The organism is Lactiplantibacillus xiangfangensis (genome assembly GCF_001438845.1).
GTDB classification, from domain to species: Bacteria; Bacillota; Bacilli; order Lactobacillales; family Lactobacillaceae; genus Lactiplantibacillus; species Lactiplantibacillus xiangfangensis.
Map to the genome: position 1 here is coordinate 51,635 of NZ_JQCL01000012.1, position 25,879 is coordinate 77,513.

Annotated in this window: 27 protein-coding genes; 15 read left to right on the forward strand and 12 right to left on the reverse strand. The window is 45.8% G+C overall.

From position 1 onward, the window contains the following. Positions 1-220 precede the first annotated feature (220 nt). Positions 221-772 carry a GNAT family N-acetyltransferase gene (locus IV64_RS01380; RefSeq protein ID WP_157060971.1) on the reverse strand — a complete coding sequence of 184 codons (552 nt, stop codon included), beginning with the start codon at positions 770-772 and terminating at the stop codon, positions 221-223. Positions 773-962: 190 nt separating this feature from the next. On the opposite strand from IV64_RS01380, the gene IV64_RS01385 reads away from it, so the two are divergent. Both IV64_RS01385 and IV64_RS01390 read left to right on the forward strand, forming a co-directional pair. Continuing rightward, positions 963-1,808 (forward strand): metallophosphoesterase family protein, encoded by an 846-nt coding sequence (locus IV64_RS01385; RefSeq protein ID WP_057705372.1) that lies wholly within the window; start codon positions 963-965, stop codon positions 1,806-1,808. Between the two features lie 65 nt (positions 1,809-1,873). Then, positions 1,874-2,104, forward strand: a complete 231-nt coding sequence (locus IV64_RS01390) for a PLD nuclease N-terminal domain-containing protein (protein ID WP_057705373.1) — start codon at positions 1,874-1,876, stop codon at positions 2,102-2,104. Between the two features lie 101 nt (positions 2,105-2,205). Here the strand turns inward: IV64_RS01390 and IV64_RS01395 are convergent, their stop codons facing one another. After that, entirely contained in the window at positions 2,206-2,691 is a 486-nt protein-coding gene (locus tag IV64_RS01395) for a Fur family transcriptional regulator (RefSeq protein ID WP_057705374.1), read from the reverse strand. A 197-nt stretch (positions 2,692-2,888) separates the two neighbouring features. Between IV64_RS01395 and IV64_RS01400 the strand changes: the two genes are divergently transcribed. Continuing rightward, positions 2,889-3,461, forward strand: coding sequence for a hypothetical protein (locus IV64_RS01400; RefSeq protein WP_057705375.1), 573 nt, complete (start codon positions 2,889-2,891; stop codon positions 3,459-3,461). A 92-nt stretch (positions 3,462-3,553) separates the two neighbouring features. Here IV64_RS01400 and IV64_RS01405 read toward each other — a convergent pair whose 3' ends face one another. Further along, the gene (locus tag IV64_RS01405) at positions 3,554-4,813 is read right to left on the reverse strand and encodes a hypothetical protein (protein ID WP_057705376.1); all 1,260 of its coding nucleotides are present in this window, start codon (positions 4,811-4,813) and stop codon (positions 3,554-3,556) included. Between the two features lie 480 nt (positions 4,814-5,293). On the opposite strand from IV64_RS01405, the gene IV64_RS01410 reads away from it, so the two are divergent. The 7 genes from IV64_RS01410 (at position 5,294) to IV64_RS01440 (ending at position 12,186) form a co-directional block, all read left to right on the forward strand. Continuing rightward, the gene (locus IV64_RS01410) at positions 5,294-5,551 is read left to right on the forward strand and encodes a hypothetical protein (protein WP_057705377.1); all 258 of its coding nucleotides are present in this window, start codon (positions 5,294-5,296) and stop codon (positions 5,549-5,551) included. Positions 5,552-5,856: 305 nt separating this feature from the next. After that, a complete protein-coding gene (locus tag IV64_RS01415) occupies positions 5,857-6,483 on the forward strand; it encodes a hypothetical protein (protein ID WP_057705378.1) in 627 nt (208 codons plus the stop codon). A gap of 138 nt (positions 6,484-6,621) precedes the next feature. Next, a complete protein-coding gene (locus IV64_RS01420; RefSeq protein WP_057705379.1) occupies positions 6,622-7,293 on the forward strand; it encodes an endonuclease III domain-containing protein in 672 nt (223 codons plus the stop codon). A gap of 283 nt (positions 7,294-7,576) precedes the next feature. Next, positions 7,577-9,577 carry a PTS sugar transporter subunit IIABC gene (locus IV64_RS01425; RefSeq protein WP_057705380.1) on the forward strand — a complete coding sequence of 667 codons (2,001 nt, stop codon included), beginning with the start codon at positions 7,577-7,579 and terminating at the stop codon, positions 9,575-9,577. Positions 9,578-9,871: 294 nt separating this feature from the next. Further along, a complete protein-coding gene (locus IV64_RS01430) occupies positions 9,872-10,732 on the forward strand; it encodes an SDR family oxidoreductase (RefSeq protein WP_057705381.1) in 861 nt (286 codons plus the stop codon). A gap of 95 nt (positions 10,733-10,827) precedes the next feature. Continuing rightward, entirely contained in the window at positions 10,828-11,274 is a 447-nt protein-coding gene (locus tag IV64_RS01435) for a MerR family transcriptional regulator (RefSeq protein ID WP_057705382.1), read from the forward strand. A gap of 93 nt (positions 11,275-11,367) precedes the next feature. Continuing rightward, positions 11,368-12,186: a Cof-type HAD-IIB family hydrolase gene (locus IV64_RS01440; RefSeq protein WP_057705383.1), complete on the forward strand. Its 819-nt coding sequence runs from the start codon at positions 11,368-11,370 to the stop codon at positions 12,184-12,186. Positions 12,187-12,276: 90 nt separating this feature from the next. Here IV64_RS01440 and IV64_RS01445 read toward each other — a convergent pair whose 3' ends face one another. Next, positions 12,277-12,720: a hypothetical protein gene (locus IV64_RS01445; RefSeq protein ID WP_057705384.1), complete on the reverse strand. Its 444-nt coding sequence runs from the start codon at positions 12,718-12,720 to the stop codon at positions 12,277-12,279. Between the two features lie 24 nt (positions 12,721-12,744). Then, positions 12,745-14,190: a 23S rRNA (uracil(1939)-C(5))-methyltransferase RlmD gene (rlmD, locus tag IV64_RS01450; protein ID WP_057705385.1), complete on the reverse strand. Its 1,446-nt coding sequence runs from the start codon at positions 14,188-14,190 to the stop codon at positions 12,745-12,747. A 187-nt stretch (positions 14,191-14,377) separates the two neighbouring features. Here rlmD and IV64_RS01455 point away from each other — a divergent pair, with 187 nt between their 5' ends. The 4 genes from IV64_RS01455 (at position 14,378) to IV64_RS01470 (ending at position 18,540) form a co-directional block, all read left to right on the forward strand. Beyond that, entirely contained in the window at positions 14,378-15,022 is a 645-nt protein-coding gene (locus IV64_RS01455; protein ID WP_404411835.1) for an ABC transporter ATP-binding protein, read from the forward strand. Positions 15,023-15,300: 278 nt separating this feature from the next. Then, positions 15,301-16,449 (forward strand): RNA-guided endonuclease InsQ/TnpB family protein, encoded by a 1,149-nt coding sequence (locus IV64_RS01460; protein WP_083491531.1) that lies wholly within the window; start codon positions 15,301-15,303, stop codon positions 16,447-16,449. Positions 16,450-16,652: 203 nt separating this feature from the next. Continuing rightward, positions 16,653-17,408, forward strand: coding sequence for an ABC transporter permease (locus IV64_RS01465; protein WP_057705388.1), 756 nt, complete (start codon positions 16,653-16,655; stop codon positions 17,406-17,408). Positions 17,409-17,454: 46 nt separating this feature from the next. Beyond that, positions 17,455-18,540: a YdcF family protein gene (locus tag IV64_RS01470; RefSeq protein ID WP_057705389.1), complete on the forward strand. Its 1,086-nt coding sequence runs from the start codon at positions 17,455-17,457 to the stop codon at positions 18,538-18,540. Between the two features lie 220 nt (positions 18,541-18,760). On the opposite strand, the gene IV64_RS01475 is transcribed toward IV64_RS01470, so the two are convergent. The 7 genes from IV64_RS01475 to IV64_RS01505 all read right to left on the reverse strand — a co-directional run bounded on the left by IV64_RS01475 (position 18,761) and on the right by IV64_RS01505 (position 24,731). Next, positions 18,761-19,702 (reverse strand): DUF4097 family beta strand repeat-containing protein, encoded by a 942-nt coding sequence (locus tag IV64_RS01475; protein ID WP_057705390.1) that lies wholly within the window; start codon positions 19,700-19,702, stop codon positions 18,761-18,763. Next, positions 19,695-20,324: a DUF1700 domain-containing protein gene (locus tag IV64_RS01480; RefSeq protein WP_057705391.1), complete on the reverse strand. Its 630-nt coding sequence runs from the start codon at positions 20,322-20,324 to the stop codon at positions 19,695-19,697. Before IV64_RS01480 ends, IV64_RS01475 begins: the two co-directional genes overlap by 8 nt. Further along, positions 20,321-20,644: a PadR family transcriptional regulator gene (locus IV64_RS01485; protein WP_057705392.1), complete on the reverse strand. Its 324-nt coding sequence runs from the start codon at positions 20,642-20,644 to the stop codon at positions 20,321-20,323. The genes IV64_RS01480 and IV64_RS01485 overlap by 4 nt, the downstream gene beginning before the upstream one ends. A gap of 173 nt (positions 20,645-20,817) precedes the next feature. Then, positions 20,818-21,576: an amino acid ABC transporter ATP-binding protein gene (locus IV64_RS01490; RefSeq protein WP_057705393.1), complete on the reverse strand. Its 759-nt coding sequence runs from the start codon at positions 21,574-21,576 to the stop codon at positions 20,818-20,820. 9 nt (positions 21,577-21,585) lie between these two features. Beyond that, positions 21,586-22,284 carry an amino acid ABC transporter permease gene (locus IV64_RS01495; RefSeq protein ID WP_057705400.1) on the reverse strand — a complete coding sequence of 233 codons (699 nt, stop codon included), beginning with the start codon at positions 22,282-22,284 and terminating at the stop codon, positions 21,586-21,588. A 76-nt stretch (positions 22,285-22,360) separates the two neighbouring features. Beyond that, a complete protein-coding gene (locus tag IV64_RS01500) occupies positions 22,361-23,164 on the reverse strand; it encodes a transporter substrate-binding domain-containing protein (RefSeq protein ID WP_057705394.1) in 804 nt (267 codons plus the stop codon). Positions 23,165-23,507: 343 nt separating this feature from the next. Next, a complete protein-coding gene (locus tag IV64_RS01505; protein WP_057705395.1) occupies positions 23,508-24,731 on the reverse strand; it encodes an aminotransferase-like domain-containing protein in 1,224 nt (407 codons plus the stop codon). 136 nt (positions 24,732-24,867) lie between these two features. Here IV64_RS01505 and IV64_RS01510 point away from each other — a divergent pair, with 136 nt between their 5' ends. Then, complete coding sequence (locus IV64_RS01510) at positions 24,868-25,764, forward strand: LysR family transcriptional regulator (protein WP_057705396.1); 897 nt, start codon at positions 24,868-24,870, stop codon at positions 25,762-25,764. The last annotated feature ends 115 nt before the right edge of the window (positions 25,765-25,879 follow it).

Genomic DNA, 25,879 nt, shown 5'->3' on the forward strand with positions numbered 1-25,879 from the left:
AGTAGGAAACATCAAAGTGGGGGCTTTGATGAACCCCATTCATAAGACTTGGGGGAGTCCATGAATGAAAATAATCACTAGTCGACGTTATGGCAGCAACGCCACTAATAATCTAAAAACTAAAGAATATTAAGGATTGACAGTCAGTTGGTCACTTACTATCAATCTGCGACTATTATAAGTGCAAACCCTAGCGGCTGCAACTAATTGAGCTGATTAATTATTTTAAGGTGATGCGTGGTTGGAAGTCGGCTGCAAATAATCCCATGTGGTATAAATCGTAGCGATGCCCGTCCCGCATGACGGCCCGTACGTTGGTCCCTTCGAATTCAAAGCCGCTATTTTGGTAAACTGCGATGGCGGATTGGTTTGTTGCGATGACGTCCAAACAGACCTTATAAAGGTTCAACTCGTTGAAACCATAATTGAGCATAAGATTTAACGTCTCGGTGCCATAACCTTGACCGCGATCGCTGGGGTCGCCAATCGCGATGGCTAACTGCGCAATTTGGTTTGTCCATTCGATATTGTATAACGTGACAAAGCCTAGTAAGCGATCGTCGTCTGAACTGTGGACGTGAAAATAAAACTCGGTATTTCGATCCAAATTACGGTAAGTTCGTTCCAAGTCTTCACCGGATAGCGGGCGTGCGGGTGCGGTGTCCATCCGCCGCATAAAGTCGGCGTCGGTGTACCAATCACTAATTTCATCAAAGTCTTCGGGTTGAGGCACGGCCAAAGTGACGCGCGGTCCGACTAAAATATTTTTCAAATAAGGTCCCTCGTTTACTAAATTAATTTTCTGAAAAGAAGTTTGATTCCATCATAAGCCACTTTAGCGTAAAGGGCTACTATCAAGAAATTTACAATTTTTTTATATGATGGGTTGGTTAAACTTTACGTTTGCTAGTTATATTATAGGTAGCCGTTTGGTGAATCTGCAAGGTAGAGAAGTGATTAGTATGCAGCGCTTACACGTGATTCAAATTTCTGATCCACATTTGACGCCCCATGGCCAAGTATCGGTGCACCACCAACAAATCGATCCTTGGGTCAAATTGGCAACGATTATTGACGACATCCGGCAACTGCCGTTTCAACCTGATTTGATTGTATTTACCGGTGACCTGATTCATGACGGTGGTGCTGATGATTATCAGCGGTTGCACGCCGTTATTCACACGATGAAGTCAGAATTTAACTGTCATGTCCGGGTGATCTTGGGTAACCATGACTGTCGGGAAGCCTTCTATGAAGGTTATTTACCCGCTGATCCGGGACCCTATTACGCGAACCGGATGCGGTTGGGCAACAATGACTTTTATTTTCTGGATTCAAAAGTCAGCGGGTATGAAGCTGGGTGGTTAGCCCCGGAACAGCTAAAATGGTTAGGCAAGCATCTGCGGCAAGCGCCGACGAAGCGGGCCTTTTTGTTCTTACATCATCCGCTAGACGGACCAACGATGACTAACATGCACTACGCAATTTTACAAAATACACCAGCGCTACTCTCAGTTTTGCGGGGCCATAACGTGGGTGGGGTGTTTACTGGGCACGTTCATTTCTCGACGAGCTACGTTATCGGTGACCACGTTTTAAACGTCGTTGCCGGTTCGGCTTCCTACGACGTTAATTGTATTAATCCGCATCAGCATCGTATCCGTGAGAGCAGTCGTTATCAGATTATTACGATTGACCACGGGCAAGTCGGGATTGTTGAGCGGCAATTACTACAAGGGTCAGCCATTATTGATCAGCTGTCCATTGGCAGTACGCGATTTATCGGCAAGCGACCGACCGGCTACTAAATTAGATAGCGCTTACACCGATTTGGGCGTATACTTGGTGCAATTAATATAAGGGGGCTTGCACGATGTTTAAACGTTGTTGTCAACACCACTCATCACGAAAACCACTTTCACGCCACGTTGTTCAACGGATTTTGCCGCTGGCGGCATTAGAAGTGACGGCTAGTGCAATCGTGATTACCGATATTTTAAAAGCGAAGTCCGTGCGCCGTGGGCATAAACTAGGTTGGTTACTACTGGCCTTTGTGCAGCCGATTGGCCCGTGGCTCTATTTTGCATTTGGTCAGAAACGTTAATTGAAATAAAGAAACGTGGATCGGGTTATCACACAATCAGAGGTGTGACGACCGATCCACGTTTTAACTAAAATACGATAGCTAACCGCTTCAACGTTTAATTAAGCTTCATTACGGGTTAAGTTCAACCGTCTTAGATCCGCAGTCTTTGTGACTTGTAAAAGTTTTTGGCAGTCGGGGCATAGCCCGTAAACTTCCATATTATGTCCCGTCACGAGGTAACCTGATAATTCGGCTGCCTTAGTTTCAACACCGGATAGGTCGGGTTCAAAAACGTCAGTAATTTTACCGCAATTTTCACACACGACGTGGTAATGAGGCCGTCCGAAGAAGTCGTAGTGGGTACCGGCGTCACCGTTTTGCAATTCGATGACAATTCCTAGATCCACAAAGAGCTTTAAAGTGTTATAAACCGTCGCCAAGCTTAGGTTCGGCAGTTGGGTATCTAAAGCCTGGTAAATGGTTTCAACTGAAGGGTGGTTGTGGTGCGTGACTAAGTAGGTCAAAATGATTTGCCGTTGCGGCGTTACCCTGATCTTGTGGTCTTTTAATTGTTGTAAGGCTTGTGCTAACATATCTTCTGCCATGACGCGGTTTCTCCTTTATAAGATTCAACCTTATTAAACCACACTTATTAGAAGGATTCCAATTTAGAAACGTTACTAAATGAAACTTTTGACAAAATTAAGCAATGAAATGGCACTGGCCGGTTTACGTTGGCCCAATTGCTCGTTACACTAACGATAATAAAGTCCTGATGTTGAACGTGATGGGAGGAACGACCATGAAGCAATACATTGTACCCGCATTACCAACGGAACGTGCGCAATATGAACGGTGTTACCAACTTGGTTTAGAATCGTTAGTCGCAACTGAACGGCAGTTGCGCATTCAGCAATCCCAGTGTGCGGGAGAGCCAGTTAGCTGGTTTCCCCAGTTCACCGTCCGCTGTCAGGCGTTTCATGCCGATCAGCGGTTGGACGAAGTGCGCCAAGTATTGAGTGAATTACAAATTAAACCAACGAGCATTACGGTCACGTCTGCGTGGGTCGAATTGACTTTTGAACTGGCACCCGGGTCGGCGACTGCGCCCGTTTGGCAAGCCACGGATGGCGGTCTGTGTCGGTTATACGATGGGCTCCTCAATAACTTCATCCAGACCAATGTTCAACCGCTGACGCAAATTCGAGTCGGACTATCTGACTTTGAAGTGGCTTCTGACGTTACGTCCCAGCTGATCCGGCCAAACTTCAAGCAGTATTCAGCAGCGACGTCTCGGTTGACGGTAATGACGCTGCCAGATGTGGCTAAGAAACAAGGACAACAATCGGTACGAAGGCTCTATCAATTGAAATAATAAGTATGAAGCACTCATTTAAATCAGCAAAATAGCCATTATCATTAGAGAATTACCTTTAATGATAATGGCTATTTTGATTGCTAGTCTGCTTATCCATTGGCTGGCATCACTTCATCACCCGTTGCTGGGGATGGCAGACTGGTCTGTGCCCAGACGAGTAATTGGGCTTGAATATTTTCCAAGATTTTCATTGATAATTGGTAATCGCGTTCAGAACCGCTGCTATTGAAGCTGAGCGTGCAAGTCCCCGCGAAGGTACTGGCTGCGATTTCCATGGCTGGGGTTGTTCGAAAGGCCCCAGAAAAGACGCAATTAACCACGGTTAAGCCGTGGAATTTCAAGCGTTGTTGATCGATGACGCCGAAATTCGTGTAGGTCAGCGGTCGTTGTGCCAACCAGTGCTTAGTCATTTTACGCATCAGGCTAACTGGCATCGTGTGATTCATTTTTTGCAAATTCGTCAGACGGTACAAGAAGGCGGCCCGTTCGCGTTCAGTCTCCAAAAGATCGTGAACTTGTTTGACCAAAGTACTAAATGGCGCATCCGCGTCAATTTTAATCGTTAAAAAGACGTTGCTAGTTAAGTTCGCAATGCGGGTCGTCTTTTCGACTTCAGGTGCGAAGCGCCGAAAGTTGATGGGACATGGCAAGGTAATTGTCGTGTGGCCGGTTAAAACCTGAAGCGCTTTAGCATACGCAGCTAGGATTGCTTCACTAATACCAACGTCTTGAGCCTTTGCTACGCGCCGCACGCGCATGAACTGTTTACTACTCAACATCACGTGACCACCGTGGCGTAAGGTGATGCCAGGGTAGTGCGGTAGTTTAACGGCGGTGGTGACCAAGTTAGGGTGTGGCCGTGGCCGGGAAAACTTGCGTTGTAATTGTGTCATGACTGGTTGGAGTCGACGTTCGTTTTGATAATCCTTTAAGTCGTCATAGTTGTAAGCCTGAGTTAGTAAGTAGAGGTATTCTTTGAAACCGGTGCTATCAGTTAATAAGTGGCTCATAAAGGCTTGTAAGACGTCGTACTGGTCATGATGAACAACGAAAAGCTGAAGTTGCGGACCGTGGTTGAGGTCAAACGCCGTATTTTCAGGGCTATACGGGCTCTGAACTTCGTGAACAATTTCGTTTATTGGTTGGTCGTCTGCGACTACGAAGCGGTTATGGTCGGCTTGGTAGCCGCCAAAGATTTCGGGGACAATTTGCGCCGAGGCGAGTACCGCGGCCTTCAATCGTTCGATATCGATTTTGCCTGAAAAGACGATTCGCAGCCGCATTAGCGGTGCGTCATCATCCGTGAGTAACTGATTTAAAAAGTCGAGTACTTCACCACGATAATACAATGTTAATCCCCCCAATCAATTGAGTTAACTAAATATAAAAACCGTTTAATGGCTGTAAGTAATTTATAGTAAACATGAGTGTCACCATAAATTGCCTAACCATTTCCTTAATCTAACAATCAGTATAACAGACTCCAATCAGTGGGGTCGGATGGTAAAGGGTATTTTGAAAAAAGTTAATAAACGCTTACGAATAATCGTGATTCTTTATTGAATACTTAAGGGTTGAAAGCAAAAATCTGTGCTTCGAGGTTATGCGATGCGTCGGGGCGTTTCCCACCTGATTAAATGTCACAATATGAAAATAATTATTGCAAAAGTGAAACCGGTTCCGAGTTTTGGCGAAAAACTGGTATACTAAAGTTAATCACATCTTAATTGCGGCGATACTAGTTAACTAGCATCGCCGCAATTAGGGACGCCGTTAATTAGCCACAGTCGACTAATTCGGGATTAAATAATAGTAAGGGGCTTTTTCGTATGAACAAGGAACGTAAGTTAGTTTATGTCATTTTAAATGATGAAGATGTCGAATATGATCTAGAAGAATTGCCAGATCAATACGTCGTCTACATTCGGCAACAAAAAGGCGATTCACGGGACTTAGCGTTAGTGAATACTGAAATTCAGAACTTATTTAAAGATGCCGGGTTAGACTTTGAGGAAAAGGTTAAACCAGCCAACCACAAAGCCGACATTGTATTAGCCGTTAAGCGCACAAGCGTTGATGACGACTAGTTACAAGAATTAGTGGGTTAATGAGGGGAGTTTGGGACAAAACCCAAACTCTTTTTTGCATCTCCGAATATTTATAGTCGAAACGTGCGATAAAAGACTTTGATGCAACCGAGCTACGAAATATGAACGATTGAAATGCACAATCATTCGTATTCCTAGGCTATGCTCGGTAGCAAGCCGTCTTTTGTCCCACTCTTCTCTTTTTGTAAGTCGTTGAATAAAAGCTAGAGTTGTAGTAGCATTCTTGGCGTTGAAGGGGTTGAACTTATAGTTTAGTTTCTATCACAAAAAGGGAGTCTTATTTTATGCGTTGTTCGAAGAAAATTATTTCTGTCATGTCAATGGCTGCGGTAGTCACCGTTGTTGGACCATTGAGCGTTAATGCCGCAACGACACAAGCATCAAAAGTAACGGCGGTTAAGACCAGTTATAACAGTAAGAAACACGCTGTTACCATCAAAGGTCGGGCGAACGTAGCTAAGTTGGCCTTGCAGTATAAGGGCAAGAAGATTGCCAACGTTAAAGTAAAGTCCGGAAAATTTTCCGTGACAAAGGCCTTTAAAGGCTACGGGGCCTTCAAACTGGTTCACGGCACTAAAAATTTAAAAACGATTTCATCATCCAAATATGCGACACCAAGAATTAATTTGGTCATTGCAGAACGGACGACCAAGGGGATGCACTATAAGATTACCGGTCCCAAGAATGCTAAGTTAGTGATTGCTAGAAAAGGCAAAACGATTAAGACTGTCAAAACGGCCAAAACGATGACTAAGGTGTACTTGAAGAATGCCTTAATCAAGAATAGTAGCAAGCATTTAACCATGACCCAACGGACTAGCAACAAGAAAACGAGTCGGGCGTATACGTTGCCAGCACTCAAAGTTGGGGTTAAGCAAGTGATTAATACTGATGATGTTCTGTTAAATTAAAGTGATTTATCAGAGGCATCAATCATTATAATTTTTAGAAGCTGAAAAGGCTGTGGCCATCGCCACGGTCTTTTTGCTGTCCTGACGATCTTTTATGGCATAATGGGCGAGTAACTTGAAATTTGAGGGGATATATTGATGACGATTGAAGATTTATACCAAACGATGTTAACTGAAATGGGGCCACAACACTGGCTAGAACCAGGTGTACCACCCGCCGAAACACCATGGGAGATCTTATGGGGCGGCATTCTGGTTCAAAATACGAATTGGCGCAACGTTGACTACGCCTTAGCGAACCTTAAAGCAGCCACGGGATTTGAGCCGCAGCGCTTATTAACGTTATCAGCTGAACAGTTGACCGCACTCGTTAAGCCCGCGGGATTCTATACCCGAAAAGTACCGACGTTACAAGGCTTGGCAGCTTGGTGTGGTCAATATGATTTTGATTTGGATCGGATGCGGGCGTTGCCAGCTGACCAGTTGCGACGGGAACTTAAAGCGTTACGTGGTATTGGTGACGAAACGGCCGATTACTTTAGTATGTACGTTTTTAATCGGCCAACCATTATTGTTGATACCTATTTACGGCGCTTATTCGGCTGGTTGGGTCAAACGTTACCGAGTGGCTATTTAAAAGCGCAGGCCCAGATTCAAGCGAACTGGGCCCCAGACTTTGTTAAAGCCCGTGAGTTTCATGCCCTGATCGTTGAATTTGGGAAGCAGTATAAGACATCTGCAGCGTTTGAGGCGTCCTTCTTAGGATCCAGTCGGTTAAGATTCGGTTTGGAAGGTAGGAAAACTAATTAAGTCGTTTGTTTAATGACTATATAAACGAACATATTAAGTTAACTTGTTTGACCATTAATTCGTGGCCAGTTATGCTTAATAGCGAAAAGTGAAAGCGCTTTCTGAATCGAAGGTCAATTGAGGTGGGGGATGTAATGCAACTTTGATAACTAGCGACGTTGGGATAATTCACCGGTTCACAATGATGGCAGTTACGGACCTGACGAATTAACCCAGCTAATGAATTAGCCGGGTGCTTTAAAACTTGGCAGCTGTGATTAGAAACAGAAGGGGGAGAATCACAATGAAACAAGTGCAATTATTAACACCGGTAGCGGGACGCTTGATTCCGCTGAGTGCCATTCAAGATCCAGTTTTCTCACAGGGGATGATGGGACAAGGATTTGGCATTGAACCGTCTGTGGGCAAAATCGTTGCACCAGTTAGCGGGGAAGTAACGATGGTTGCGGACACGCTACATGCAATCGGATTTAAAGCCGATAACGGGTTAGAAGTATTGGTTCATTTGGGAATCGATACGGTTGAAATGGGCAACCAGCCACCGTTTAAAATTCAAATTAAAACTGGTGACCACGTTGAAGCTGGTGACCCGATCGGCACCATGGACATCCAAGCCGTTGCGGCGGCTGGTAAACGAACGACCGTCATTATTGCCGTAACTAATTCAGCTGATATGGTTGAAAAGTTGGATGCGCATGAAGGCGAGATTAAGGCGGGTGTTGTGGGTGCCGTCGTTGATTTGAAAAAAGAAGTCATGCCAGCATCTACTGCTAAACCCGCCAAGAAGTCGGGCAACAAGTACGATGACTTAGCAGTGGAAATTCTTGAAAACGTTGGTGGCGCGGGCAACGTTAAGAGCGTCATTCATTGTATTACCCGGGTACGTTTTTACCTGAAAGATGAACAGCAAGCCAACGATGATGTGATTCGCAATTTACAGGGGGTCATCGACGTGGCTAAGGCTGGGGGCCAGTACCAAGTCGTCATTGGGCCCGCTGTCAATGATGTGTATGATGCAATTATTAATCAGTTAGGCCCCGGATTTGGCGATGATGAAGCATCCACCGCCGCAATGGAAAAAGAAGCCAATCGCGCCGCTTGGAAAAAGATGACGCCGTGGCAAAAAGTGAAGCATTCCTTCAGTAGTTTAATTGGGGTCATCACGGGTGCGATGATTCCAGTGATTGGTTTGTTAGCTGCTTCCGGGATTCTAAAAGGGGTCTTGGCCTTACTAACGACATTCAACGTGGTTTCAGACAAGGCGCCAACCTACATTATTATAAATGCGATGGGCGACTCGGTGTTCTACTTCCTACCGATCTTCGTCGGGTTTACGGCCGCTAAGAAATTAGGCTCTGATCCGGTCATTATGGGGATCGTTGGTGGGGTCCTGACGTATCCATCCATTATTGCACTCGCTACGGGTGGCAAGGTGACGAGTCACTTGTTAGGAATGGCAATCAACGCCAACTTCTTTGGGCTACCAGTTCACATGGCCTCATACACGTACTCAATCTTCCCAATGATTGCGGGGGCGTGGTTAGCAAGCAAGTTAGAACCATGGCTGAAACGGGTTATTCCAGTCGTATTGCGGATGATCTTTGTGCCATTGATTGAAGTTGTTTTGATTTCTGGTGTCATTATCTTATTCATCGGGCCTATTATTACGGCGTTCTCAGGTGCGTTGGCGGCTGGTATCATGGGCATCTACAAATTAAGTCCCGCAATTTCTGGATTAATCATCGGTGGCTTCTACCAAGTCTTGGTTATTTTCGGGCTTCACTGGGCGATTATTCCAATCGTGGTCAACGATATTACGACGACCGGACACAGTTACATCAACGCGATTATTTCCGCAACGATGGTTGCCCAAGGTGGGGCCGTTCTCGCCATTGCCTTGAAGACCAAAGTTGCGAGTGTTAAAGAATTGGCTTGGCCAGCAACCATTTCTGCCTTTTGTGGTGTTACGGAACCCGCCATGTACGGGATTAACTTAAAGTACGGTCGGGCGTTCGTTACTGCTAGCATTGGTGGGGCCGTCGGGGGCTTCCTGACAGGTCTGTTGAACGTTAATATGTGGGGCTTTGCCGGTTCCATTATTGGTGTGACCTCCTTTATTAATCCTAAGGGTGTTGACTTCAGTCTGTTTGGTTTCCTCATTGCTTCAGTTGCAACGATCATTGTTTCCTTCACGTTAACGTACCTATTCGGTTTTGCCGATGCTGACGTTAAAAATGTTAAAGTGGCGCCTGCGAAGAAGCATTTAGGCGAACAAGCGGCTTAACAACTAACAGAGTGTGATAAAAGGCGATTAGTTTGTGAGCATTAACGTGGAACTAGGGATTATTCCTGGGCTTGGGATAGTCCCTAGTTCCGGGTTAAGCGGAGCAAACTGCCTTTTAGAACACGTTTCGATTAGAGAGATAGCACGAAAAGATAGCGGTTCAGAAATGCGTAACTGATTTCTGAACCGCTATTTTTGTCGCCAAATTAAAGGTGGTGATATCAAAATAGTTGACAATTTCATCCAAAACGGTTTTAATGTAACTTATATAGTTACAAGAGAGGCGGGATTCAAATGAAATATACGATTACGGGTGCGACGGGCCATTTGGGCCAACAGGTTGTAGAAGCAATGGCTGAACTGGTCTCTGCTAATGAACTTAATTTAGGCGTACACACGCCTAGTAAGGCGGCTGCGTTTAAACAACGCGGGATGACCGTTAGTGCGATCGATTATCAAAATATTGATAGCTTAAAGGTAGCGGGTCAAGGTAGCGACGTCTTTATTTATATTCCTAGCAAAAGTCATGACAGCTTTAGCCGGGTCACTGAGTTTGAAAACGTCCTTCAAGCGGTGACGGCTGCGCACGTTAAACACTTACTAGTCATGGGCTTTATCGCCGATCAAGTCGATAATCCGTTTGCGTTATCCGCATTTTACGGTTACGTGCCACGGCGGTTAGCTGGGAGCGGCATCAACTATACGATTATTCGAAATGGGCTGTACGCTGATCCGTTAGTACCGTATTTACCAGAGCTAATTGAACGCCACAATGTGATTTATCCCATGGCGGATAAGGCGCTTAGCTTTATTACTCAAACGGATAGTGCGAAGGCGTTTGCGAAGGTCGCGACTACCCCGGCATTGTTAGTTAGTGGCCGCATTTATACGTTGACGCAGTCACGGAACTATACGATGCCAGAATTGGCACAAGTGTTGAGTACGGTCAGTGGTCAGAAAATTGGCTATCAGCCCATCAGTTTGCAGGCTTTCAGTGATTTGTATAACCAAGGTGGCGAAGGGCCCATGCTCGCTTCAATGTATGCCGGTGGGGCCCGCGGATTGCTAGAGACGGTCAGTTCAGATTTTGAGACGATTATGGGTCGTCCTGCGCAATCGTTAACTGATTTTTTGGAAGCAAACTACCATAACTAAAGTTATCGGTAAAAATTCAAGCGGGTTGCACGGTAGCGTCAAAATTCCATGCTATAATTTAACGTAGCAAAACGGATGGAAGGGGGGCGCCAGGAATGACTAACGGCACGCGGTCAGATTTTCAGGAAATGTTCCATAAGGGGCAACTGACGATTGGTATTAGTGAACTTAGTAGAATGACTGGTGTCTCGCCACGTCAGCTACGTTACTGGCAAAAAAAGGGGTACATTATTCCAAAGAACCAGGATGAACCGGGGCGCGCACGGATTTATAACATGCGCATGGTCATTAAAGCGGCCGCAATGAGCAACTTATTGCAGACCGGTTATACCTTGAAGGCGGCAGCCGCCCAGGTGGATGAGCGGATGCAACCGGCTCAAACGATGTACCACGTCTTATTTGATCGGTACCAAGGGTTTGAAGTGGCGGACAACGGGGAGATTCTAGTGGATCTAGGGCCATTTGACCCGGATCCAACGCAGGAATTATACGCAAAATTAGTGGATAATCAGGCTAAGTTTGAGCTGAAATCCAAAGAATAGGTGTTTTAAGGGCTGCAAAGATTGACTTTGAAGCCTTTTTTGCTAGTTTTCAGAAGTTTAATGACAAATCTTTGCATGTATAGGAGTAATTAAATGACAGCGATTAAGTTAATTGTGAGTGATATCGACGGGACTTTGGTTGATGATCAAGGAAAGTTACTCCCCGCAACCACCAGTGGGGTCCAGGCAGCGGTGCGGCGTGGGGCTAGTATGGTGTTGGCGTCAGCACGACCACCGAAGGGAATGTTCCAGATTGCGCAACAACTGGGCATTGATTCCACGATGATTGCTTATAACGGGGCGTTAACGGCTAAAACGGATGCCAATGACCAGCTACAGGTCTTTGCAGAGCAGGCGATTCCACAGGCGTTGGCACAAAAAGTGCAGCGGTTAGTCGCTGAACGGTGGCCAGTTGCTTCCATTAATTTGTACGCCAATAATGACTGGTTTGTGGCGGATATGGGACCGTGGGAACAACAGGAAGCGGCGGGAATTGGATTTGATCCCCAGGTGACGGACCTGGCGGCGTGGTTACGGGCAGGTAGTGAACCGGTACATAAGATGCTAATCATGGCGGACCCGAGCGTTGTCAGTGCGGTTGAAAAGACGTTACAGAAACCGGAATTTGATGAGCTAACGGCTTACCGGTCAAAGGACACGTATTTAGAGATTGTTGCAAAGGGCGTAACGAAGGCGGCTGCGCTAACAACGTTATTGAAAGAAGACCACTTGTCGCCAGCAGCGGCCATTGCATTTGGCGATAATTTTAATGATGTGGACATGTTAAAGACGGCGGGGGTAGGAGTCGCAATGGGAAACGCGCCCGCAGAAGTCAAGGCGGCCGCCGACCTCGTCACTACGACTAATAATCAACCGGGAATTCAGCAGGTGTTGGGCAAGTACTGCAACTGATTCTGCTGGACGGCGCGAATATTAACGTTTATCAAGCAAAAAGGCACCCCTGAAATCAGCTGATTTCGGAGGTGCCTTTTGACTTAAAGCTTATTTATTAATGAACTCGGTTAAAATCCGTTGGGCCGCACGACCGCTAAAATCATTCGTTTGTAATCGGTCGAAAACGCCCTTCATAATATGGATTAGCTGTTCATCGCTGAGACCTTGTGCAGATAAGGTGTTAAGCATCACCTGTAAAAGGTCGAGCGGGAGAACCGGCCGCATTTCGGGATGATTATGAAAGTATTCCGAAACGGCTTGATCATGAAGGGGCCAGTAAACAGGATTCTTAACGTCATCAAAAATGGTTTTTAACTGTGCTAAGGCTGGTGACAATGGAATGTTTTTTGCAATCAAAGTTGTCAGGACCCCGTCACGTGCGGGGACTAAGACGTCAGCGTTGTAATCTTTCAACAGTAAAAAATGCGATTGGAACGGTGGCCGTAGGGTAAAGGTCATCGTTAATGCGATTTGACTATCAGTTTCTGCCATCGCAACTGCTTCCTTCCAAAGTTATTAGTGGCGTTTGGTGAAACGGACGACCGCTTCACACCGCGCCGTTTGCGGGAACATGTCGATTGACTGAATATAATCGACTTGGTAACCACGGGTCAATTCACGCAAGTCCTGGGCTAAAGTGGACGGGTTGCATGAAATATAAACTAGTTTTTCCGGCGCACTCTGCAAGATAGCGTCAATCAAAACGGTGTCTAGCCCGGTCCGTGGTGGATCGACGATGATCGCATCCGGTGCAAAGCCAGCTGCTAACCATTGTGGCAAGAGAATTTCGGCTTCGCCGACTTCGTAATGCGCGTTGGTAATATTGTTGAGCTTGGCATTTTCGTTTGCGTCGGTGACCGCGGCTGGAATAGTATCCATCCCACGGACTTCTTTAGCAACGTCAGCTAAGGACAGCCCAATGGTTCCGACCCCGGAGTATGCGTCGACTAAGGTTTCGTCAGGTGCTAGCGCCAAGGCTTCGCGGGCTAATTGATATAATTTTTGTGTCTGTTCAGGGTTCAGTTGGAAGAATGCCCGGGCAGAAAGATTAAAGGCTAAGCCATCAAGCTCTTCCGTAATCGTTGTCTTACCAGCTAGTAACGTGGTTTGATCTCCCCAGATTAGGGAAGTTTTACCCACGTTAACGTTTTGCATCACGGAAACGACCATTGGTAATTTCTCAGCAATTTTCATGAGGAGTTGATGCTTTTTCGGTAATTTTGGCGTGTTGGTGATGAAGACTAGTTGGACTTCACCAGTGACCGCTGCGGCGCGAACCACGACGGTCTTCACGATTCCTGAATTATGTTCTTCATCGTAAATTGGTACTTGCAGTTCTTCCAGCCAGGCAACAACTTGGCGCATGACTTCCATGGTGACGGGCATTTGCACGGAACAGGTTGGTAAATCAACTAAGTCGTGACTGTTTTCCTTGTATAAACCAGCGGCCACGTGCCCATCGATCATGCGAACTTGGAACTGGGCCTTATTGCGGTACTCGTACGGATCAGCCATCCCAATCGTTGGCCGGACGTCGTAGTTACGGAACCCGGCTGGTTGGTATTTCTCCAAAGCCTGACGAATAAGGTCCTGTTTGAACGCCAGTTGAGCGGGGTATTCTAAGTGTTCCAACTCAAACCCGCCAACTTCATCAGCGTACGGATCGCGGGGATCAACCCGGTCAGGGCTTGGTTTCCGTAAAGTTCGAAGCCGGGCTTCTAAGTACCGGGGGTGAACGGCGGTGACTTCGGCGACAATAACTTCGTTGGGAAGGGCGCCCTTTACAAACGTGATGACGTGTTTGTAATAGCCGATTCCTTCGCCGTTGATGCCGAGGCGCTTAATGGTCAACGGGAATCGTTGTCCAATTTGTACGTCGGCCTGAACCTTCTCGACGGGTCGCTGAGGGCGACGGTCACGGTTCGGCCGGTGCTGATTCTCGTAATGATTGTTTGGTTTCATAGGTGTTTTTCTAACCTCGTTTTCTGTAAACTACCTTCAAGTCATTATAGCATGGTCGTGGAGACTTACTAAAGCAAGGCGCTGGCTAACGAATTAAAACGTGGCAGTTGAAAGCGGTTTATGGTATCGGCTATAATGATTCTAAATTAATTGAAGGCATGGGGAGGCTTTTGCAGTGGATGCATTAATGACGCTAAAGCAAGTTAATTATCAGGTCAAAGATAAGCACATTTTACACGACGTTAATTGGGAGATCTCAAGGGGGGCGCAGGTTACGTTAACCGGCCCGTCTGGTAGTGGGAAGAGTACGTTGCTAAGAATTATTGCGTCAATGATCTCAAAAACGAGTGGGCAGTTGATCTTTGATGGTCAACCAATTGAAAGTTACGACCCGATTATGTATCGGCGGCAAGTTTCTTACTGTTTTCAACAGCCGACGTTATTTGGTGAAACGGTGGAAGACAACCTCACGTTTCCTTACCAAATTCGTAAACAGCCGTTTGACCGTGCACACGCAGTCGAGGCGCTAACCTATGTCGGTTTATCGGAACAGACGCTGCAGCAGAAAGTGACGGACCTATCCGGCGGAGAACGGCAACGGGTGGCCTTAATTCGAAATATCTTATTTTTACCGCAAGTTTTGTTGCTCGATGAAGTCACGGCGGGCTTGGATGAAGCCAATAAACAGATTATTCATGACTGGCTGCACCATTTGAATGCGGAACGGGGCGTTACAACCATCATGATTACGCACGATGCTGGCGAAATCGCTGAAGCCGCCCAATTAATGCGCGTCGTTGACGGTTGTTTGGAGGAAGTAATCATTAACTAAAACATAGAAAAATGTAGAAAAATGTAGAAAAGAATACCAAGTTTCCCACAGAGAACAAATATGGAGGTGGCGAGCTTGGTAATGATTAAATCTAGTAATAACCCATCACAGTTCGTACGCTGTAAAAAGTGAAAATCCGTATTTTTTCTTGCCAAACTAAATCAGTCTTATTGATACCCAAGAAACCATTCTCGATGATCAAATCACTGACATCAATAGTTGCCTAAATTATAATGAGAAGTGAAAAGACAACACTAATTTGGGTGGTGATGATGCCGATGATTCGAACACAGAAAGTAAGACTTTATCCTAATCGGCACATGGTAAAAGCGCTCGATAGGCTTTGTGATTATCGGCGGTATTGCTGGAACGAGGGGCTAGCCACTTGGAATGACATGTATGATTTACATACATTTGATTCCAATAGTCCCCGTCCTAGTGCTTACTCAGTTCGGAATGAATTAGTTGCGAATAAAGCTGATTGGCAGTATGAGCTATCAGCACGTACGCTACAACTAGCGATTGCTGATTTAGGAAACGCTTGGCAGAACTTCTTTGATAAATCGCAGCCTGACTGGGGTAAACCGGCGTTCAAATCAAAAAAGGCTGCGCGTCAAGGTTTTAAAACCGACCGAGCTAAAATTGCCGCTGGTAAGCTTCGATTGGACAAGCCACGCGGTACCAAAGACTGGTATGATATCAGGATTAGTCGACACGTTGATTTGTCAGGCGTACTGAAGGTGGTCAGTGTTTACCGTGAAAACGGGAAATACTGGGCCAGTCTTCCCTTTGAAGTTGAACTTGATGTCAAGCCACAAACTGGTGATAATTCAGCCGTTGACGTGAACGTTGGTCATTTGAATTACACGGCTGGCGTTGTTAATACGTTGCCAAAGCGGTTGCGCAAGTTATATCAGCGAATCAAGTTTTACCAAAAGCAGTTAACTCATAAGCGAATCGTGAATGGGAATAAAGCAACGAAGAGTGGTCGTTACGTTGCAATGAGATCCAAATTGCAGCGTGACTATCGCAGAGCTACCAATATCCAACATGACATCATGCAAAAGTTTACGATGGACCTTGTCAATAATTACGACAAAATCGTAATTGAAGACCTGTCCGTTAAAGCGATGCAGATGAGCCACGTTGCTTCTAAAGGTTTGCAACGGTCGATGTTTGGATACTTTCGTCAAGCGTTGAGTTATAAGTGTAAGTGGTACGGTAAGAAGCTAATACTTGCGGAGAGCCAATATCCATCAACGCAGCGGTGTTCAAAGTGTGGCCATATCAAATCTGGAAACGACAAAATCACGTTACAAGGTAATACAACACATCGGACTAAGCATAATGAATATGTTTGTTATAGCTGTGGTGCAGTGTTCAACCGTGATGAAAATGCTGTTGCCAACTTACTAGATTTAATTTAAAAAAACAATAATTTAACGGGGCTGGCTAAAGCCCTTAAGCTGTCATAGTTGGTCAATGCGATTACTCCCTAGTGGAATATCAGAATACCGATGTTATAACGGTAGCAAGCAAAAAACAAGAAAGGAAATATGCAACCTTTCTAAATGTAGAAATCAGTAATGTTTTTCTACATTTCTCCATATTTTGCATAGCAGGTGGGAAAATGAATTTAACGGTGAATAATACGTCGCTGTTTTTGGCGGCCATGCTAGTACTAGTCGCGCTGAGCATTAGCCTGTGGCAAAAGCTGGGATTGGATAAGGATATTGTGATCGGCGTTATCCGGGCAGTCATCCAACTATTTATCGTGGGTTATTTGTTAAAGTATATTTTTCGGGTCAACAACTTATGGCTGACGTTAGCGATGATGGCCTTCATTATCTTTAACGCGGCTTGGAATGCAAAAAAACGGGGGCCGGGCATCGACCACGCTTTGGGCATTTCGTTATTAGCCATTTTTGTTAGTACGGGCGTTACGCTGGGCGTCCTCGTTTTGTCCGGTGCCATCAAATTTATTCCGTCCCAGATGATCCCAATTTCGGGGATGATCGCGTCGAATTCAATGGTGGCGATTGGGTTGGCTTTTCGAAGCCTCAACAGTCAGTTTCATGATCAACGTCAAGGCGTTTTGGAACGGTTAGCCCTGGGTGCTAACCTGTTAGACGCTTCCATTGCAATCGTTAGAGAGGCGATTCGAACCGGGATGTCCCCAACGATTGATTCTGCCAAAACGGTGGGCTTGGTTAGCTTGCCAGGCATGATGTCCGGGTTGATCTTTGCGGGGGTCGATCCGGTCCGGGCCATCAAGTACCAAATTATGGTGACGTTCATGTTACTATCAGCGACCAGTTTAGGATCAATCATCGCTTGTTACTTGGCCTATCATAATTTTTATAATGCGCAAAAACAATTGAAGTAAATATGCTATTATAAAACATGAAATTTATGATAAATGGGGCGTTTGCGTGAGCGATGCTGCGGTATGGATACCGGTGCCCGCAACGTATTATTGGGGCTGGCTAGTTCCAATAACTTGCGGGATAGTCTTTAGCTGGCGGTACCATCGCGATAAGGTTCGGTTAAGCAACGGTATTTGGTTCTCGCTATTTTTCTATTCATTTTTAACAATGCTGGCCATATCGATTTTTGGAACGAATAATCACCCGCTGATTGTTGTCTGCGGGACGATTTTTGTTTTATTCTTGATGGCTTTAGGGGCCATCTTCGTGTTACAAGCGTTCCTACTGCTGTGGAACGCTTGGATTGTCTGGAAGCGCGAAAGCCACACGCTTGCCAACATGTTGACGTTATTTTTAGGATTAGGAATCTTAATCTTGCCATGGGTCGCCAGCGTTATTGGCAATCACGTCTCGCAACCGGTGAATAGCTGGATGACGATTTTTCCTAACCTGGTAATTTTGTATGTCGCCTTTTGGTTTTATAATTACCTAACGATGCTGGTGATTTATCAGTTCAACTTTCCACGGCTACGCCAAGACTACATCATTGTTTTAGGTGCGGGGCTATTAAATGGTGACCAGGTGTCGCCGCTGTTAGGCCAACGAATTATGCGTGGCTTGGCCTTCTACAAAAAGCAGCAGGCCAAGAAGAAGCATCCGGCCATCATGATTTTTTCTGGTGGTCAGGGGGGCGACGAAACCGTTCCTGAAGGTCAAGCAATGTTAGATTATGCGATTAAACATGGGTTACCGCCTGAAAATGGTTGGGCAGAGACCCGGTCCAAGACAACGTTACAAAATATGCAGTACAGTAAAGCTTTAATCGATCAGGGGCCGGTGAAGCACCCAAAGACGATCTTCGTCACGAATAATTACCACACGTTTCGGGCGGGGATGTTTGCCAAACAGGCCGGTTTAAAAGCGGATGGCATTGGGGCTCGTACGGCCCGCTTCTTCTTGCCGGATGCCATTATTCGCGAGTACATTGCAATCTTTGTTCGGCATAAGTGGTGGCACGCACTGGCAATCGTTAGCATGTTCATTCTGTCGATTGCAATGGTCTGGCTAGATATTTACAACGGCCAGTTATAAAAACGATTAGGACTGCGACATAATGCAAAATAGTGCAAAATAGTGCTTCAGAAATCTTGAAATGATTTCTGAAGCACTATTTTTTTGCAAGGATGTTTCTATCTGAAACGTGGGACAAAAGGCAGTTTGCTCCGCTTAGCCCGAAATCAGAGACTATTCCAAACCCGGGCACATTATCTGTTTCACGTTAATGCTCACAAACTATTCGCCTCTGCACCTTTTATGCTGGGGTTGCGGTGATGTCGCCGTCTTGCGTTGTTAAGTGGTACTGCTGTTTAGCGTCTTTATTGTGATGATAATCCGTGTTATCCGTCACGTGGTGGCTAAAGATATTGAGGTCACCATCGTCACTAGTTGCGAAAACGCCGACCCGCTTGTTAGCGGAAAGGTGAATATCACCGTCCGCGGTAGTAGCGGTCAAGCTATCAACGTGGTTGCGATTCAAACGGATGTCCCCATCCGTAGCGTGAATTTTAGCGGACTTGAAATGAGTTTGTTCAACGGTAATGTCGCCATCCCTACTATTGATGTTGGAACGATCTGCGTCAAAGTGACTTTGATGAATTCGGATGTTGCCGCTATCGGCATCAGTGTTAGCCTGTAAACTCGGGGCCGTCACACCGGTTAGATTAATGGCATCCGCTGAGAACTGGGCGTCTTTTTTGATTTGAACGTTATTCAGTAAAACTAAATTGTTACTAGTTAGTAATTTGACGTGGTCAGCTGTGATGTCTTCAAGGTGCACATCGCCGGATTGCTGATGGGTGCCGTGAATCCGGGTGAGGGTGGTCTTAGCCGGAACCGTAATGACAATCCGGTTGTCAAAATCACTATCGCTGAAAAAGTAGCCCACTTGTTTTTGACTCGTTGGTTTAGAACTCACTGTGACGTGACCATCTTTGGTCGTTACAGTAGGGAGCTTATGACGCGACGAAACGAGAATTGAAGCGACGTTGCCGCGTTTAACCGTGACGTTGTCAGCTGAATTAAGGGTGATGTCAGTAATCTTATCGGGATAGTAAGTTTTTTGGCTCTTCTTGACGATTTTAAAACCGTTGTTGCTCCAATAAATCGACTTAATGCCGTTGTTGGCGATGCCAAAAATTAACATGATGACGCCGACGACCAACATAATAACGCCGACTTTAATAGTTTTACGCATGGTGACGGCCCCCTCTCTCAGCCCGGTTTTTCTTGACGAACCGGTGGTATAAGCGTTGAACTAAAACGGAAATTCCTTGAATAATCAGATTAATGAACCAGATGACAAGTGGGGCAATTAGTAATTCGGCCCCGATAATGGCTAAACCACTGCCCAAGTAGAAACAACCGGCCCAGAAAGATTGTGTGATGATGCCGACCCCGCCAATGAGCATTGCAATCCCGAGGACGGTCACCCCGAAGAGTACCCCGGCGATGCCGACAAGTAGGGCGAACCCCACGCTGGCAACGACGACTAGCGCCACTAGGATAAAGAGTAGGGCTGGAATCGTAATTGGTGTTGAGATTAAAGCTAAAATAACCCACCAAATGGCTCGAATCCCCGCCTTAGATTGTTGGGATTTTGACAAGTTGCCTTCTAAGTCTTCATTGAAACGAATCGAATAGTCGGCCAGGACTTTCCGGGCTAACTGTTTAGGCGTGCCCAGCTCAGCGACACAGTCGTCGTAATCTTGTATTTGCGCGTCTAGTAAATATTCGCGGTAAAATTCAACAACTTCGTCACGCTCAGAATCATTGAGTTGGACGAGAAGGTCGTTGAATTTGGCTAAATAATTGTTCATGCGAATGCTCCTCCTTGGCCTTGAAGTAAGGTGTTAATGGCTTGATTATAAGTAGCCCATTCTTTTTGAATAGCGGCTAACTGTGCTTCCCCAGTGGCAGTGAGCTGGTAGTAGCGGCGGTTCCGACCTTGATAGGCTTGATCATAAGTTGTGACCCAGTCATTTTTCTTTAAGCGCCGTAAGACGGGGTAAAGGGTCGATTCAGAAACGGAAATCGACGCTTGTAGGCGTTGCGTAAGGGCGTAACCGTAGTAGTCTTGCGTTTTTAAGCAAGCTAGCACGCAACCATCGAGTAACTCGGAACTGATTTGAATGGCCATCACTATTCCTCCTGTTATATTATACGTCATATAGTATTGCTCGGTTAATAGTATAGAAGATGGATTCGGTCATGTCAATTGATACGAGAAAATTGGTGGTTATGACCTTTTGAGGACAAAAAATAAGCCATCGTTTTCCAATTTTTAGGGAAGCGATGGCTCATTTTTGAAAGTTATTTTGCTTTGTCAGAAATGGTCGTAAACGTCATCGCGGCTAGAAAGTCCGAAATACGCTGGGTCGGCTGTTTGAAGAATTCGTTTGGTGTGCCATCGAATAAGATCTTGCCATCTTCGACGAAGAGAATCTTATCGGCAACGGCCCGGGCAAATTCCATGTTATGAGTGACGATGATCATGGAATTGTCTTCTTGCGCGAGGGCCAATAAGACGCGGAGCACTCCGGCTTCAAGTTCAGGGTCCAACGCACTCGTTGGTTCGTCCAGTAAGATGTATTCCGGGTTCATCGCGAGGGAACGTGCAATGGCGACCCGTTGCTGCTGACCACCGGAAAGCTGGCCAGGGTAGGCGTCAGCCTTATCAGCCAGACCGACTTTATCTAATAGATCGAGTGCTGTTTGCTTAGCTGCGGCTGGCTTTTGCTTGAGAACTTGGACGGGACCTTCCATCACGTTTTTGACGACGCTGAGGTGTGGAAACAGGTTGTAGCCCTGAAAGACCATTCCCGTTTTCCGGCGAATATTGAGCATCGTTTTGCCCGTGATTGGCTTAGCGAAATCAATCGTTTGATCGTTGAAGTGGTATAAGCCGTTCTCGGGACGTTCCAATAAGTTCAGGGAACGAAGCAAGGTTGATTTACCCGAACCGGAAGGCCCCACGATAACGGTCGTTTCGTGCGCTTTAAACGTGGTGTTAATATCACTTAACGCTTGGTGGTCGCCAAACGTCTTATTGACGTGTTCAAATTTAATCATAGCAACCTCCTAATTAAGTGGCCGTAAGTAACGGGACGTCCGCTTTTCCAAGTAACCTTGTAACCAGCTCAAAATGGTACATAAAATGGCGTAGAACGCTGCCACCAGTGAGTACATCACTAGGGGCTGGTAGTTTTCCGCCGCAATTTGTTGGCTGACTTCAAACATTTCAATAATCGTGATGGATGCGGCTAAGGAAGTATCCTTAACTAAGCTGATGAAGCTGTTAGAAAGTGGCGGTAATGAGACCCGGGCAGCTTGTGGCAAAATGATCCGCCACAGAACTTGCGACTTAGTCATACCGATGGAATAAGCGGCTTCCCACTGACCTTGAGGAATGGATAAAATGGCGGCCCGAATGGTTTCCGCACAGTACGCCCCCGTGTTGAGTGAGAAGGTTGCAATCCCAGCCGTCCACGGATCAAGCTGAATTCCATTTGGCCAGAGCCCCTTCACCTTTAAATACGGTAATCCGAAATAGACGATGAATAATTGGACTAGCAGTGGGGTGCTCCGGAAAAGCCAGACGTAAAAGTAGGCGATTGCCTTTAAAATCGAGAACCAGCCGTGGCGTGGTGATAATTTAACCAGTGCCGTAAAGACAGCCAAAATTAAACCGATAATAAATGAAATAATGGCGATTGGAATGGTGTATTTTAAACCCGCAACTGCAATCTGAGGTGCGGAGGTAACAATAATGTGCCAAATTGAATCCATGAGGTGCCCTCCTGTAAAGAAATAGTGGTGCTATGTAGCCCGCTGACAACGATCAGCGGGGGAAAACTTATTTATCGGTGACGTTACCACCGAAGTACTTATTAGAAAGCTTTTTAAGGGTGCCGTCTTGGCGGAGCGATTGAATTGCTTTAGAAACTTGTTTTTCCATCTTAGGATGTTGCTTAGAAATCATCGCGCCAATCTTTTGGGCGGCAATTTCGTTGTCAGCGTTAATTAGCTTAATATTAGCTTTTGGATTTTGCTTCAAGTAAGCGTAGAAAGCTTCACGCGAGTTAATTGTCCCGGCAACCCGACCCTGAGTCACTAAGTCGATTGATTGTTGGAAGCCATCCGTAGGGGTGATCGTGGCGCCTAAACGCTTAGCGTCACCCGCATTGTTACTAGTGGTTGTTTGGGCCACTTTTTTGCCCTTGATTGCCGTGATGTTTTTGATACTGGAATTCTTTTTAACGGCTAATTGTGGTTTAGAGTAAATGTACGGTGTTGAGAAGAGGTACTTCTGCTTCCGTTGCTTACTTTCGGCCATGTTATTTAAAATAACGTCATATTTATTACCGTTTAAGCCGGCAATCAGTGAATCGAACTTGGTTGGGACGAAGGTTGCTTTTAAGCCCATCTTTTTAGCAACGGCTTTACCCAAATCAACTTCAAAGCCAGTTAGCTTACCATCTTTACGGTAACCGTATGGTTGGAAAGTGCCTTCCAACCCAATGGTTAACGTTCCCGATTTTTGTAGCCCTAAGTCGTTGCTGGTTGAGTTACTGCTAGATTTGCTCCCGCAAGCCGTTAAAGTAACGGCAAGTACGAGACCCAAGGCAGCTAGACCTAATTTTTTAGCCCAAATTTTCATATACACACACTCCTGGAATTTTTTGCAACACTACTAGTTTATCGAAAAAAAGAAGTGTTAACAAAAAATAAGCATTATAAAACGGTTTTTAACGTCAGTATAAAAAATAATGGATGGTAGCGTTAGTGTAGCGAATGCTACAGAGCCTGTCAAACGGGCTTTTATGCTGGTATAAACTGATTGATACCCTAAGTGACGTTCAACGGCGCTTGGTGGGAGTTAAGTAGCACAATCCTGTGCGAGAATATTTATTATTTTGACCATTAGGCAGTCTATTCGATTCAAAAAAGCAGTTCCCCGCATGAACAGGTCATGTAGGAAACTGCTTTTAGAATGCGGGACGTTAAGACAAGGCCACTTTTGCGACGGTTGTATCAACGTTAAGGTGTTGAAGAATGCCACCAAGCCGCTTGATACCCGTCGTGATCGTAACGGGGTCTAAGCCGGTGAAGTTCAGCCGAAAACCGTTAGTGACTTTGCGGTGTGCGAACTGGCATGCGGCCGGCACGTACGCAACGTGAGCTTGTGGCAGGATGACGTCCTTTAATAGTTGTTTTGCGTCAACGCCCTGTGGTAAAACGACCCAGATGAAGAACCCACCGGCTGGCCGTGTGAAGCTAACGTTAGCCGGGAAGTAACGGTCGAGGGCGTTTAACATGGCATCACGTTTGATTTGGTAAGCGGCATTGAGGTTAGCGATGTGTTGGTCGATATCGTTATGGGCCAAGTAGCTATCAATGGCAGCTAACGTGACGCTAGAAGACTGAACGTCAGTTGCTGATTTTAAGTTAACGAGGGCTTGAATTAGTGGTTCGTCGGCAACTAACCAGCCCGTTCGTAAAGCGGGTGATAAGATTTTAGAAAAACTGGAAATGAAGACGACCCGGCCTTCGGTATCGAAGTGTTTAATGGCAGGCAAGTTCGTGCCGTCGTAACGGAGGTCGCGATAAGGACTGTCCTCTAAAATAATGGCATCATATTGGTTGGCGAGGGCGACTAGGTCTTTACGACGTTGTAGACTCATCGTGGTCCCGGTTGGGTTATGAAAATCCGGGACCGTGTAAATTAATTTGATTTCAGGATGCGCTTTAAGCGTGTGCCGCAAGTAGCGGATATCCATGCCGTCGTGATCGACTGGAATTTCATAATAAGTTGGTTCATAAGTGTCAAAGGCGGCCAATGCGCCCATGTAAGTGGGGCCTTCAACGGCCATGGCGTCGCCGTGGTTGAGGAGTAACTTTGCAACTAAATCAATGGCTTGTTGTCCGCCTTGAGTGAGCATGATGTTGTCAGCGGTGACTTGAACGTCGGCGTGGTTAGCCATCCGTTCCGCAAGTTTTTGTCGTAAGGTCGCAAGCCCTTGTGTGGAGGCGTATTGGAAAAGCGCTTGACCGCCCCGGTTAATGGCGTCTTGGTAAGCGGCTTGAAGGGCGTGATCGGGAAAGAGCCGGTTATCCGGAAAACCACCAGCAAAGGAAATATTTTCCGGATTAGCACTATTTTTGAAAATTTCGTTCAGGTCAGAAGTGTCGTTGTTCAAAACACGGTTCGCAAATAGATTTTTCATAATAATTTCCCCCACTGAAGTTTTAAAGTTATTGGCTTACTTGATGGTTACTATGATAAAATGAGACCTGAAGTTAGTAAAGCTCAACTTTTTCAATCTTAGATGAAACCAGCTCATGTAAAAGGAGATAAAAGCAATGGCAAATTTTGCTTATGAGGTGTTTGCGACCGTGGTTGCGCAACAAACATTCTATCAAGCTGCCGCTACGCTTAACGTGACGCCTAGTGCGGTGAGTCACTCTGTAAACCAATTAGAGAAGGAACTTGGCTTTCCGCTGTTCATTCGGAACCGTTCGGGGGTTGAACTTACCAGTGATGGTCGTCAGGTTTTACCGTACGTGCAAGAGATCCTCAATACGGAAAGTAACCTGCGACAAGTCGCTGATAACATTCAAGGGTTGCATTCCGGATCGGTGCGAATTGGCGGTTTTAGTAGTGTTTGCATCAATTGGTTGCCGCGAATCATCCGTAAATTTAACCATGAATATCCCAATATTAAAATTTCAGTGATGCAGGGTAATTTCAATGAAATTACGAACTGGGCCAAAATTGGTACGATCGATATTGGCTTTACGTCAATGCCCGTGAATGAAAATTTACTCGTGCATTCACTCATCAATGATCCCATTTATTGTGTGACGCCCGCAGATTTTGTTCCTGAAAACGGGGAATACATTACGACGGACGACGTTGCGGATAAAAACTTTATCCTGCAACAAAGTGACTATGATCGTGATACGAAGCTGGCACTGGACCATTACCACGTGACGAATAACTTTTTGCGGTTCTCCATTGATGACCAATCAATTATTTCAATGGTGGAATCCGGTTTAGGGATGGGCATCTTACCCAAGCTAGCACTCAGAAAACTGACGGGGGACGTGAACACGTACCCGTTTGCAGAACCGTATAACCGTGAGATTGCGTTGGTCGCCAATAAGACGCAAGCGACAGCGCCGTCAACGGCAATCATGATTCGGGCCATCAAGCGATTCTTAACGGCAGAATATCCAGATCAGATGTTATGGGCTTAGAAAATCAAAAAAAGCCGAGAGTGGGGCAAATTGCCTTTTGGCGCACGTTTCGACCATAGCAATAGGAAAAGCCAACCAGAAATTTGGCTATACTCCTACTTAAGTAGACAAGCAA